Consider the following 13355-nt stretch of genomic DNA (forward strand, 5'->3'; position numbering starts at 1 on the left):
AAAACCGCGTATGGGTTCCACACCCATGCGCGGTTTAAGTTCGGATCGCTTACGAGCGAGTCACGCGTTCACTGCTGTGCCGGCGGCTGCTCCATGCCGTTGTGGCGCAGCAGCGCGTCGATGTTCGGCTCGCGGCCGCGGAAGGCCTTGAACGATTCCATCGCCGGGCGGCTGCCGCCCACTTCCAGAATTTCCTTGCGGTAGCGCGTGCCGGTCGCTTCGTCGAGCACGCTCGACTTCGCGGCCTGCGCGGCTTCCTCGAAGGCTGCATAGGCATCGGCGGAAAGCACTTCGGCCCACTTGTAGCTGTAATAGCCGGCCGCGTAGCCGCCCGCGAAGATGTGGCTGAACGTGTTCGGCCAGCGCGAGAACGATGCCTGCGGAATGACGTGGTAGCGCTCGTTGATCTCGCGTGCGAGGTCGTTCGCGCTCTTGCCCTTCGAAGCGTCGAAGTCCACGTGCAGCGCCATGTCGAACATCGAGAACACGATCTGGCGCAGCGTGCCGAGACCGCTCTGGAAGTTCTTCGCGGCGAGCATCTTGTCGAAGAGTTCGCGCGGCAGCGGCCTGGCGGTTTCGACGTGCGAGCTCATTTCGCGCACTACGTCCCATTCCCAGCAGAAGTTTTCCATGAACTGCGAGGGCAATTCGACGGCATCCCACTCCACGCCGTTGATGCCCGACACGCCCAGTTCGTCCACACGCGTGAGCATATGGTGCAGGCCGTGACCGAACTCGTGGAAGAGCGTAATGACTTCGTCGTGCGTGAAGCACGCGGGGCGGCCGCCGACCGGCGCCGAGAAGTTGCACGTGAGATACGCGACGGGCGTTTGCACGTCGTTGCCTTCGAGCTTGCGGCGCGAGCGGGCGTCGTCCATCCATGCGCCGCCGCGCTTGCCTTCGCGTGCATAGAGGTCGAGATAAAACTGCGCGACGAGCGTGCCGTCCGCGTTTTCCACGCGGAAGAAACGCACATCGGGATTCCACACCGGCGCGCTGTCCGGGCGGATGCGCACGCCAAAGAGCGTTTCCGTGACCTTGAAGAGGCCCTGCAGCACGAAGTCTTCCGGGAAGTACTGCTTCACTTCATTTTCCGAAAACGAGTAGCGCTTCTGGCGCAGACGCTCGGCGGCGAATGCCATGTCCCACGGCTCGATCTGCGTGAGGCCCAGTTCACTCGCGGCGAACTCGCGCAGCTCTTCCCAGTCCTTTTCGGCGTGCGGGCGCGCGCGCGTGGCGAGGTCTTCGAGGAAGCTCATCACCTGAGCCGGCGTTTCCGCCATCTTCGGCGTGAGCGAGACTTCGGCGAAGTTGTCGTAGCCGAGCATCTTCGCTTCTTCGGCGCGCAGCTTCAGTTGCTCCTCGATGATCGCCGTGTTGTCCCATTCGGCCTTGCCGCCGCCGTAGACGGGGCCAAGCTCGGACGCGCGTGTGACGTAGGCGCGGTACATCGTCTCGCGCATCGCGCGGTTTTCCGAGTACTGCAGCACCGGGAAGTACGAGGGGAAGTGCAGCGTGAACTTCCAGCCTTCCTTGTTCTCGCGCTCGGCGGCTTCGCGCGCGGCGGCGATCACGTCCTCGGGCAGGCCCGCGAGGTCGGCTTCATTCGTGGCATAGAACGCGTAGCCATTGGTTGCGTCGAGCACGTGGTCGGAGAAGGCTTTGGCGAGCGCGGCCTGGCGCTCCTGCAGCTCGGCGAAGCGCGGTTTCTGGTCTTCGGGCAGTTCCGCCCCGGAGAGGCGGAAGTCGCGCAGCGAGTTGTCGAGGATCTTCTTGCGCTCGCCCGAGAGCAGCTCGAACGAGTTGTGATTCGTAATGGCCTTGTACTTCTTGAAGAGCTCGAGATTCTGGCCGACGCTCGACCAGAATTCGGTCACGCGCGGCAGGTTCTCGCCGTGGGCGGCGCGCAGCTCCGGCGTGTCGGCGACGGCGTTCAGGTGGCCGACCACGCCCCAGGCGCGCGAAAGCGGCTCGCTGGCGCGCTCGACCGGCTCGACCACGTCGCTCCATTGCGCGGGCGTCATGGGTTGCGCGGCGCGCTCGACCGCGGCCTTCGCGTTCGCGAGCAGGACGTCGAGCGCGGGCGTCACGTGTTCGGGGCGGATTTCGCCAAAGCGCGGCAGTCCGGTGAAGTCGAGGAGCGGATTGTCGGAGGGGGTAGTAGCCATGATGCTTCCTGTTCCTGTCTGTCGCGGGTTAGGGGACCGGGGCGCGGCATGCGTGCGCCCGATAGCCAGAGTATTGGGGCGCCAGGCGCGCTTTCCAACCGGGTTATCCGAGCAAATTAACAGATGTCGGGGGGCGGTGCCGCAATCGCGGCTGCACTCGTTCAGGCGGGCGGCGCCGCAAAAAGAAAGCGGCCCGTGAGGGGCCGCTTGGGGAACGTCATGCTGTGACGCGGCGTCGCGTGTTGCTTACGCGCCTGCCGCGCGCTCCGCGGCTTCGATCGTGTTCACGAGGAGCATCGTGATGGTCATCGGGCCGACGCCGCCCGGCACCGGCGTGATGAAGCCGGCCACGTCCTTCAGGCCCGCGAAATCGACGTCGCCGCAGAGCTTGCCGTTGTCGTCGCGGTTCATGCCCACGTCGATCACGGTCGCGCCGGGCTTGACCATGTCGGCGCTCAGCACGTTGCGCTTGCCCACCGCGGCGACCACGATGTCGGCGTCGCGCGTGTGCTTCGCGAGGTCGCGCGTCTTGCTGTGGCAGATCGTGACCGTCGCGCCCTTTTCGAGCAGCAGGAGCGCCATCGGCTTGCCGACGATGTTCGAGCGGCCGATCACCACGGCGTTCGCGCCTTCGAGCGGGATCTCGTATTCCTCGAACATCTTCATCACGCCATAGGGCGTGCAGGGGCGAAAGAGCGGCTGGCCCGTCATGAGCGCGCCCGCGTTGGCGACGTGAAAGCCGTCCACGTCCTTCTCGGGCGCGATGGCTTCGATCACCTTGTGGCTGTCGATGTGCTTCGGCAGCGGCAACTGCACGAGAATGCCGTTGATTTTCGGGTCGCGGTTCAACTCGTCGATGCGCTTGAGCAGGTCGGCTTCGGAAAGCGAGTCGGGATAGCGGTCGTACGACGAGTAAAGGCCGTTGTCCTCGCAGGCCTTGACCTTGTTGCGCACGTAGACTTCGCTCGCCGGATTGTCGCCGACCAGCACGACGGCGAGTCCCGGCTGATGGCCGCGGGCGGTGAGGGCGGCGGCGCGCGTGGCGACTTCGGCGCGCAGTTTCCTGGAGAGGGCGTTGCCGTCGATGATAGTGGCAGTCATGGTCGGTCGGGGTCGAGAGTGGGCAATGCGGGCTCGTGTGGGCGCGAGCGCTGGCGCGCGTGGGGCGGGCGCCATTCAAAGGGCGATATTATACCCGCGCAGCGGCCGTGCTCCTGCCTGAACGGACGATGGGGGGTGGAAAGAGGGTCGCGGCGAGACGCCGGCGGCAGCATGCGCGCGCCGTGGGTGCGCATGCATGCTGCCGGAGAAAGACGTGCTTACTGCTGCGCTTGTTGCGGCTTGTTGGAGAGCGCCAGTCGCAGCAGGTCGGCGACCGTGTTGACGTTGAGCTTCTCCATGATGTTGGCGCGGTGCGCCTCCACCGTCTTGATGCTGATCCCGAGGTCGTCGGCGATCTGCTTGTTCAGGCGGCCCGCGATGATGCGCTCGAGCACCTGGTGCTCGCGCGCCGTGAGCTTGCCGAGGCGTTCGGCGGCCGCGCGCTGTTGCTGCACGTTGGTGCTTTCGTTGCGCGCCTTGTCGAGCATGCGCTCCACCAGCTTGCGCAGCTCGGCTTCGTCGAAGGGCTTCTCGATGAAGTCCATCGCGCCCTTCTTCATGGTCGAAACGGCCATCGGCACGTCGCCGTGGCCCGTCACGAAGATGATCGGCAGCGAGGCGTTTTCGGCGATCAGACGTTCCTGCAGTTCGAGGCCGCTCATGCCTTGCATGCGCACGTCCAGAATCATGCAGGCGATCTGCCCGGCTTGTTGCGCCGGCTGGTACGCCTCGAGGAACTCCTCCGCGCTGTTGAAACACTGGACGCGGTAGCCGTTCGCTTCGAGGAGCCAACGCAGGGAATCTCGTACGGCCTCGTCGTCATCGACAACAAAGACGGTTTCCTGGGTGGTGACTGGGCTGTTCATGGCTCTCCCGTAACGGTTTGTGGAGTCGGTTCGTCGGTGTTCCGCGAGGGGGTGTCCGATTCGCCGATAGGCAGACTGCAATGGAACGTTGCGCCGCTGATGTGGCCGTCGGATTCGACGTTGTTGACCACCCAGAGACGCCCGCGGTGCGATTCGATGATGGAACGGCAGATGTTCAGGCCCATGCCCATGCCGTCCGACTTGGTGCTGTAGAAGGGTTCGAAGAGACGCTCGGCCGTGGCTTCGTCGACGCCGGGGCCCTGATCGACCACGCTGATGCAGACGTTGCCGCCTTCGCGCTTCACGATCACGCGGATCACCGGGTCGATCGCATTCGGGCGCGCTTCGGCCATGGCTTCCGCGGCGTTCTTCAAGAGGTTGACGAGCACCTGTTCGATCAGCACCGGATCGACGTAGATCACGGGCATGCGCGAGCGCATGTCGGTCACGATGCGGATGCGGCGCTTGCGCGCCTCGATCTCGGCGAGGCCCACCGCGTCGGCGACGATGTCGGCTACGCGCGTGGCCTGCCGCTTGGGCTCGGAGCGTTTCACAAACTCGCGGATGCGCTTGATGATCATGCCCGCGCGCACGGCTTGCTGCGCCGTTTTCTCGAGCACGGGCAGCAGGTTGTCGGGCGCGGCACGGCCCGACTTCACGAGCGCGACGGTGCCCGAGGCATAGTTGTTGATCGCGGCGAGCGGCTGGTTCAGCTCGTGCGCCAGCGACGAGGCCATTTCGCCCATCGTCATCAGGCGGCTCGTGAACTGGAGCTTTTCGTCCTGCTGGCGAGCCAGTTCCTGCGCCTGCTTGCGCGTGGTGATGTCGGTCGCGATCTGCATCTGCGCGAGGTGGCCGTCCACCCACTGGATGTACTGACGGCGCACTTCGAACCACTTCTGGATGCTCTCGACATAGACCTCCTGCGCGTCCGCCGTGCTCTCGGTGAGCGCGGTGGCGGGCAGGCCGGCGAAGGCGTCGACCATGTCGATCGAATCGGAAGAGGCGCTCGCCGAATCGAAGCCGCCGCCGCCCGCGAGTTCCAGATGGCCGTCCGGGCGGATGCCGAAGAGGTGGCGGTAGTAGCGGTTCGCAAACAACAGTTCGGCTTCGTCGGCGGCGAGCACCGAGACGGCGGCGTCGAGGCTTTCCAGCACGGTGGTGAAGCGCTCGTGCGCGGCGGCGAGTTCTTCGCGGGCGCGCTTGGGCTCCGTGATGTCGGTCATCGACGACATCCAGCCAGTCTGGCGGCCCGAGCTGTCGATGAGCGGCGAGACATAGAGGCGCGCATGGAACTGCGAGCCGTCCTTGCGGCGCACGCGCAGTTCGAACCCCGAGGAGGGCGCCTTGCCACGCAGCGTCATGTCGAGCTGGCGCTGCATTTCGGGGTAGGCGTCGCGCGGCCAGTAGGGGAACGGTGCGTTCTTGCCCACGAGGTCGCTTTCGTCCCAGCCGGTCATGCGGCAGAACGCCGGGTTCACGTGCGTGATGCGGCCGTGCATGTCGAGCACGCGCATGCCGATCAGCACCGAGTTTTCCATCGCGCGGCGGAAGAACGCCTCCGCATAGAGCGCCTGCTGTGCCTCGAAGCGCTGGCGCGTGTGCTTCCAGAGGCTCCAGAGGCTCCACAGCACGAAGCACGACAGCCCCGCGACCAGCCACACGAGCGTGTTATTCGTGAAGTTGGTCATCTGCGGATACGAGTACACGCGTACCGACACGCCCTGGCCGGGCGGATCGAGCGGCAGGTCGTAATAGACGTCGCGCGGCAGGCGCGGCCGGGTCGAGGTGGTGGCGAGCTCGCGGTTGTTCGCGTCGAGGATCGAAATCTTGTACTTGGCCGACAGCTCAGATGGAATGTCGTGCTTCAGGATGCCTTCGACCGAAAACACGGCCGCGATCGACCCAAGAAATTCACGATCGCGGTATACCGGCGTTTGCAGCGTGATGTAGCCGTTACCGACGTCGTCGTAAATAAGCGGCGAATACACCTGGCGGCGCGTGGCGCGCGCCTCGGCGAAAGCGGCCTTCACGGCCTCGTCCATTTGCGCGTCGTTGGGCTTCGCGAGGCGCTGGCCGAAGACCGGCATCGCCGTGTTGGGCCAGCGCGGCGCCTCCTGGCTCGTGTACCAGTTGAGATAGAGGATCTCCGGATGGCCCTGCATGATGTCCGTGGTGGACGTCTGGAAATACTGCGGATCGCTGTGGCCCGCGGCGAGGTCGCGAGCGAGCGCCTGCAGCTGCTCCTGCGCGCCTGTCATGGATAGCCGGATCTGCTGCTGGGCCCATGCGACGTTGCGGTAGAGCGTGTCTTCCTGCTGCTGTTGCTCGCGGCGGTTCAGGCTCCACAAGATCAGGCTCATGACGATCAGGAACACGAGGATCGACAGGAGCGGCGTCAGCAAATAGGAATTCGACCACCAGGGTCCGTGGTGCCAGCGAGACGGCGACGACTCGCCGGGCGTTCCGGGCGGCCGCGCCGAGCGTGCGAAAAGCCGTTCGGTCAACATGGCAAGGATTGTAGCTCAGCGTAAGACACGGAAATGCCGCGAAAAAAGGCGTAAATCGCCGATAAACAGGTGCAAACTGGCCGTTATCGGCTCAAGGGCGCGAACGATTAAGCGTGCGCTGCAGCAATTTTTCGCATTATAAAATCGCATCTCGCAATTCGAAAATTTTGTTGCGCGATGGTCAGGGGGGTCATTACAATCGCCCCGAAGCTGCTGCGGTTGGCCCGGTCACGTCTTAAGCGTTGCCGCCCGCATGGTCCGATCAACAGCGTTCCCCTATATTCAGGAGACGAGCATGTCCGCTGTACCCGACGAAGTCCTCAAGTACGTTGCCGCCGACAAGGACGAGGATCCCCAGGAAACCGCCGAATGGCTTGAAGCGCTGGACGGCGTCATTTCGACTGTCGGCCCTGATCGCGCCCACTACCTGATCGAAAAGCAGATCGAATTCGCCCGTGTGCACGGCGAGCATCTGCCGTTCTCGGCGAACACGCCGTACATCAACACGATCCCCGTCGCCAACCAGGCCAGGAACCCGGGCGACCAGGACATCGAACACCGCATCCGCTCGTACACGCGCTGGAACGCCATGGCCATGGTGCTGCGCGCGGGCAAGCACACGAACGTGGGCGGCCACATCGCTTCGTTCGCATCGGCGGCCACGCTCTATGACGTCGGCTACAACCACTTCTGGCGCGCGCCTTCCGCCGAGCATGGCGGCGACCTCGTGTTCGTGCAGGGCCACTCGTCGCCGGGCGTCTACTCGCGCGCGTTCCTGCTCGGCCGCCTGACCGAAAAGCAGCTCGACAACTTCCGCCAGGAAGTGGGCGGCGAGGGCATCTCGTCGTACCCGCACCCGTGGCTCATGCCGGACTTCTGGCAGTTCCCGACCGTCTCGATGGGTCTCGGCCCGATCATGGCGATCTACCAGGCGCGCTTCATGAAGTACCTGCAGGCGCGCGGCATTGCCAAGACCGACGGCCGCAAGGTCTGGGCCTTCCTCGGCGACGGCGAAACGGACGAGCCGGAATCGCTCGGCGCGATCGGCATGGCCGGCCGCGAGCGTCTGGACAACCTCGTGTTCGTCATCAACTGCAACCTGCAGCGCCTCGACGGCCCGGTGCGCGGTAACGGCAAGATCATCCAGGAACTCGAAAGCGAGTTCCGCGGCGCCGGCTGGAACGTCGTCAAGGTCATCTGGGGCAGCCGCTGGGACGCGCTCTTCGCACGCGACAAGTCGGGCGCGCTGATGCGCCGCATGATGGAAGTGGTCGACGGCGAGTACCAGACGTACAAGTCGGAGTCGGGCGCGTTCGTGCGCGAGCACTTCTTCAACACGCCGGAACTGAAGGCGCTGGTCGCCGACTGGTCCGACGACGACATCTGGAATCTGAACCGCGGCGGCCACGACCCGCACAAGATCTACGCGGCGTTCCACGAAGCTTCGAACTCGAAGGGCCAGCCGACCGTCATCCTCGCGAAGACGATCAAGGGCTATGGCATGGGCGAAGCCGGCCAGGCCATGAACATCACCCACCAGCAGAAGAAGATGCAGGTGGATCAGCTCAAGAAGTTCCGCGACCAGTTCCGCCTGCCGATCACGGACGAGCAGATCGTCGACGTGCCGTACCTCACGTTCGAGGAAGGCTCGAAGGAACTCGAGTACATGCGCCAGAAGCGCATGGACCTCGGCGGTTATCTCCCGGCTCGCCGCCAGAAGGCCGAGTCGCTGCCGGTGCCGGCGCTCGACGCATTCGAGCCGCTGCTCAAGGGCACGGGCGAAGGCCGCGAGATCTCCACGACGATGGCGTTCGTGCGGATCCTGAACATCCTGCTGAAGGACAAGGCGCTCGGCAAGCGCGTCGTGCCGATCGTGCCGGACGAGTCGCGTACGTTCGGTATGGAAGGCCTGTTCCGCCAGATCGGCATCTGGAATCAGCAAGGCCAGAAGTACGTGCCGGAAGATTCCGACCAGCTGATGTTCTACAAGGAATCGGAAACCGGTCAGATCCTGCAGGAAGGCATCAACGAAGCCGGCGGCATGTCGGACTGGATCGCAGCTGCGACGTCGTACTCGACGCACGGCGAGATCATGATCCCGTTCTACATCTTCTACTCGATGTTCGGCTTCCAGCGTATCGGCGACCTGGCCTGGGCCGCAGGCGACATGCGTTCGCGCGGCTTCCTGCTGGGCGGCACGGCGGGCCGTACGACGCTCAATGGCGAAGGTCTGCAGCACGAAGACGGCCACTCGCTCCTGTGGGCGGCTTCGGTGCCGAACTGCGTGAGCTACGACCCGACGTTCGGCTATGAACTCGCGGTCATCATGCAGGACGGTCTGCGCCGCATGGTGCAGGACCAGGAAGACGTGTTCTATTACGTCACGGTGATGAACGAGAACTACGAGCACCCGGCGATTCCGCAGGGCGAGAGCGTGGCGGCCGACATCATCAAGGGCATGTACTCGTTCCGCAAGGCCGACGCGAACGCCAAGGCGCCGCGCGTTCAGCTGATGGGCGCGGGCACGATCTTCAACGAAGTGATCGCGGCCGCTGACCTGCTGAAGAACGACTGGGGCGTCGAAGCCGATCTCTGGAGCGTGCCGAGCTTCACCGAACTCGCTCGCGAAGGTCATGAAGTCGAGCGCTGGAACCTGCTGCACCCGAGCGAGCCGCGCCGCGAATCGCACGTCGAGAAGCTGCTCAAGGACACGCAAGGTCCGATCATCGCTTCGACCGACTACGTGCGTGCGCTGGTCGACCAAATCCGCGGTCTGGTGCCGCGCAAGTTCGTGGTGCTCGGCACCGACGGCTTCGGCCGTTCGGACACGCGTGAGAAGCTGCGTCACTTCTTCGAAGTCGATCGTTACTGGACCACGGTTGCAGCGCTCAATGCGCTCGCAGACGAAGGCAAGATCGAGCGCAAGGTGGTTGGCGAGGCGATCGCCAAGTACAACCTCGATCCGTCCAAACCCAACCCGATGACCGTCTAACCCATCACCCCTGTGCATGGCATGTGCGCCTCCCCGAAACGGGGAGGCGTGTCGTATGCGGCCCCGGAGACACTAACAATGAGTCAAGCGATCGAAGTCAAGGTGCCGGACATCGGCGATTACAAGGACATTCCTGTGATCGAGGTGCTGGTGAAGGCGGGCGATACCGTCGAAAAAGAGCAGTCCCTCATCACGCTCGAGTCGGACAAGGCGACCATGGACGTGCCGAGCCCGGCGTCGGGCACGGTCAAGGAAGTGAAGGTCAAGGTCGGCGATAACGTGTCGGAAGGCTCGCTCGTGCTGGTGCTGGACGGCGCCGGTGCAGGCGCTGCGCCCGCCGCTCCCGCGCCCGCCGCGAAGGCAGAAAAGGCCGCTCCTGCCGCCGCGCCCGCGCAGGCGGCTGCGCCGGCCCCCGCTGCAGCGCCCGCCGCAAGCGGCGGCGTGCAGTCGGTCAAGGTCCCCGACATCGGCGACTACAAGGACGTACCGGTCATCGAGATCGGCGTGAAGGTCGGCGACCGCGTCGAGAAGGAGCAGTCGCTCGTCACGCTCGAATCGGACAAGGCGACGATGGACGTGCCGAGCCCCGTGGCCGGCGTCGTCAAGGAAATCAAGGTCAAGGTCGGTGACAACGTGTCGGAAGGCACCGAGATCGTCGTCGTCGAAGCAGAAGGCGCCGCGGCGCCCGCCGCCGCACCGGCTGCGAAGCACGTCGAAGAGCCGTCGGACGCGCCCCAGCAAGCGCCGGCCAAGGCTGCTGCCGCAGCGCCTTCGGCACTCGCGCAGGCGCCGATCATTCCGGCAGGCGAAGGCGGCTCGCGCCGTCCGAGCCATGCCTCGCCGTCCGTGCGCAAGTTCGCGCGCGAACTCGGCGTGGACGTTGCCCGTGTCACGGGTACGGGTCCGAAGGGGCGCATCACCCAGGACGACGTCACCGCGTTCGTGAAGGGCGTGATGACGGGCGCGCTCGCAGCGCCGGCCGGCGCCGCAGCCGCACCGGCTGCGGGCGGCGCGGGCCTGAACCTGCTGCCGTGGCCGAAGGTCGACTTCACGAAGTTCGGCCCGATCGACACGCAGCCGCTGTCGCGCATCAAGAAGATCTCCGGCGCGAACCTGCACCGCAACTGGGTCATGATCCCGCACGTCACGAACAACGACGAAGCGGACATCACCGACCTCGAAGCGCTGCGCGTGCAGTTGAACAAGGAAAACGAGAAGGCGGGCGTGAAGTTCACGATGCTCGCGTTCGTCATCAAGGCCTGCGTCGCGGCGCTCAAGAAGTTCCCGGCGTTCAATGCGAGCCTCGACGGCGACAACCTCGTCTTCAAGCAGTACTACCACATCGGTTTTGCCGCCGACACGCCGAACGGCCTCGTCGTTCCGGTGATCCGCGACGCGGACAAGAAGGGCCTCGTCGACATCGCGAAGGAAATGGCCGAGCTCTCGAAGCTCGCGCGCGAAGGCAAGCTCAAGCCGGACCAGATGCAAGGCGGCTGCTTCTCGATTTCGTCGCTCGGCGGCATCGGCGGCACGCATTTCACGCCGATCATCAACGCACCGGAAGTGGCGATCCTCGGCCTGTCGAAGAGCGCGATGAAGCCGGTGTGGGACGGCAAGCAGTTCGTGCCGCGCCTCACGCTGCCGCTGTCGCTCTCGTACGATCACCGCGTGATCGACGGTGCAGCGGCCGCGCGCTTCAACGCGTACCTCGCTTCGATCCTCGGCGATTTCCGCCGCGTGATTCTGTAAAACCGATTTGACCGGCACGCGCTAACGCGCCGCACGTCCACGACGTGCGCGCTGCGGCAGGCGCGGCCGGTCATCCTTTAGGGGTAGGGGACACCATGAGTCTCGTCGAAGTGAAAGTGCCGGATATCGGCGACTTCAAGGACATCGACGTCATCGAAGTCAATATCAAGGCGGGCGATGTCATCGAGAAGGAGCAGACGCTGCTCTCGCTCGAGTCGGACAAGGCCACGATGGAAGTGCCCAGCGACGTCGCGGGCACCGTTAAGGAAGTGAAGATCAAAGCGGGCGACAAGGCTTCGCAGGGCACGGTGATCGCGCTGGTCGAGGCGTCGGAAGGCGCAGCGGCGCCGGCTCCGAAGGCTGAAGCGCCCAAGGCTGCTGAAGCACCGAGGACCGCAGAAGTTTCGAAAACCGCGGCCCCGCAAGCCGGCAGCTTCAGCGGCAGCGCCGATGTCGAATGCGACGTGCTCGTGCTCGGCGCAGGCCCCGGCGGCTACTCGGCGGCGTTCCGCTCCGCCGACCTCGGCATGAAGACCGTGCTGGTCGAGCGTTATTCGACGCTCGGCGGCGTGTGCCTGAACGTGGGCTGCATTCCGTCGAAGGCGCTGCTGCACACGGCGCTCGTGATCGACGAAGCTGAAGCGCTCGGCTCGCACGGCATCACGTTCGGCAAGCCGCAAATCGACCTGGACAAGTTGCGCGACTTCAAGTCGGGCGTCGTCAAGAAGCTGACGGGCGGCCTCGCCGGCATGGCGAAGGCGCGCAAGGTCGAAGTCGTGACGGGCGTGGGCGCGTTCCTCGATCCGAACCACATGGAAGTGGTGGGCGAGAACGGCAAGAAGATCGTCAAGTTCAAGCAGGCGATCATCGCTGCGGGTTCGCAGGCCGTGAAACTGCCGTTCATGCCGGAAGATCCGCGCGTGGTCGATTCGACCGGCGCGCTGGAACTGCGTCAGATTCCGCAGAAGATGCTTGTGATCGGCGGCGGCATCATCGGTCTGGAAATGGCCACCGTCTACGCGACGCTCGGCGCGCAGATCGACGTCGTGGAAATGCTCGACGGCCTGATGGCCGGCGCGGACCGCGATCTCGTGAAGGTCTGGGAGAAGTACAACGCGAAGCGCTTCGCGAACGTCATGCTCAAGACCAAAACCACGAACGCCGAGGCGAAGGACGACGGCATCTATGTGTCGTTCGAGGGCGAAAAGGCGCCGGCCGAGCCGCAACGCTACGACCTCGTGCTGGTCGCCGTGGGCCGCTCGCCCAACGGCAAGAAGATCGGCGCGGACAAGGCGGGCGTAGCGGTGACGGACCGCGGCTTCATCGAAGTCGACAAGCAGATGCGCACCAACGTGCCGCACATCTTCGCGATCGGCGACGTGGTCGGCCAACCGATGCTCGCGCACAAGGCCGTGCATGAAGGCCACGTGGCGGCGGAAGCGGCGCACGGCGAGAAGGCGTACTTCGACGCGCTGCAGATTCCTTCGGTGGCTTACACCGATCCGGAAGTGGCGTGGGCCGGCAAGACCGAAGACCAGTGCAAGGCCGAAGGCATCAAGTACGGCAAGGCGGTGTTCCCGTGGGCCGCTTCGGGCCGCGCGATCGCCAACGGCCGCGACGAGGGCTTCACGAAGCTGATCTTCGACGAAGAGACGCATCGCGTGATCGGCGGCGGCATCGTCGGCCTGAACGCGGGCGACCTCATCAGCGAAGTCTGCCTCGCGGTGGAAATGGGCGCGGATGCGACCGACATCGGCAAGACGATTCACCCGCACCCGACGCTGGGCGAGTCGATCGGCATGGCCGCCGAGCTGTACGAAGGCGTTTGTACCGACCTGCCGCCGCAGAAGAAGAAGTAAGTTCGTGCCGCGCGGCTCGTTGCGGCGCGCATGAAGAAACGGCGCACTCCGTGAGGGGTGCGCCGTTTGCTTTTGGGTCCTGCGGTATGTGCTACGAGAGGCGCCGGAGC

7 protein-coding genes and 1 pseudogene are annotated in these 13355 nt (G+C 64.9%); 4 read left to right on the forward strand and 4 right to left on the reverse strand.

Translation table 11 applies throughout. From position 1 onward, the window contains the following. Positions 1-68: 68 nt before the first annotated feature. The 4 genes from AB4Y36_RS10540 to fixL all read right to left on the reverse strand — a co-directional run bounded on the left by AB4Y36_RS10540 (position 69) and on the right by fixL (position 6645). The gene (locus AB4Y36_RS10540; protein WP_368617687.1) at positions 69-2168 is read right to left on the reverse strand and encodes a M3 family metallopeptidase; all 2100 of its coding nucleotides are present in this window, start codon (positions 2166-2168) and stop codon (positions 69-71) included. Between the two features lie 246 nt (positions 2169-2414). After that, positions 2415-3269, reverse strand: coding sequence for a bifunctional methylenetetrahydrofolate dehydrogenase/methenyltetrahydrofolate cyclohydrolase FolD (gene folD, locus AB4Y36_RS10545; RefSeq protein WP_368682947.1), 855 nt, complete (start codon positions 3267-3269; stop codon positions 2415-2417). Between the two features lie 218 nt (positions 3270-3487). Next, positions 3488-4135: an oxygen response regulator transcription factor FixJ gene (fixJ, locus tag AB4Y36_RS10550; protein WP_042264842.1), complete on the reverse strand. Its 648-nt coding sequence runs from the start codon at positions 4133-4135 to the stop codon at positions 3488-3490. Beyond that, a complete protein-coding gene (fixL, locus tag AB4Y36_RS10555) occupies positions 4132-6645 on the reverse strand; it encodes an oxygen sensor histidine kinase FixL (RefSeq protein ID WP_368606274.1) in 2514 nt (837 codons plus the stop codon). Before fixL ends, fixJ begins: the two co-directional genes overlap by 4 nt. Between fixL and AB4Y36_RS10560 the strand changes: the two are divergent. The 4 genes and pseudogenes from AB4Y36_RS10560 (at position 6565) to lpdA (ending at position 13245) form a co-directional block, all read left to right on the forward strand. Further along, a pseudogene (locus tag AB4Y36_RS10560) lies at positions 6565-6787 on the forward strand (hypothetical protein). The gene fixL and the pseudogene AB4Y36_RS10560 sit on opposite strands and share 81 nt — an antisense overlap. Positions 6788-6940: 153 nt before the next feature. Next, the gene (gene aceE, locus AB4Y36_RS10565) at positions 6941-9637 is read left to right on the forward strand and encodes a pyruvate dehydrogenase (acetyl-transferring), homodimeric type (RefSeq protein WP_069268136.1); all 2697 of its coding nucleotides are present in this window, start codon (positions 6941-6943) and stop codon (positions 9635-9637) included. Positions 9638-9715: 78 nt separating this feature from the next. Continuing rightward, the gene (gene aceF / locus AB4Y36_RS10570; RefSeq protein ID WP_342945895.1) at positions 9716-11386 is read left to right on the forward strand and encodes a dihydrolipoyllysine-residue acetyltransferase; all 1671 of its coding nucleotides are present in this window, start codon (positions 9716-9718) and stop codon (positions 11384-11386) included. A gap of 95 nt (positions 11387-11481) precedes the next feature. Further along, positions 11482-13245, forward strand: coding sequence for a dihydrolipoyl dehydrogenase (lpdA, locus tag AB4Y36_RS10575; RefSeq protein WP_368682948.1), 1764 nt, complete (start codon positions 11482-11484; stop codon positions 13243-13245). The last annotated feature ends 110 nt before the right edge of the window (positions 13246-13355 follow it).

Source organism: Paraburkholderia sp. BR10936, from assembly GCF_040965735.1.
Taxonomy (GTDB): Bacteria; Pseudomonadota; Gammaproteobacteria; order Burkholderiales; family Burkholderiaceae; genus Paraburkholderia; species Paraburkholderia nodosa_A.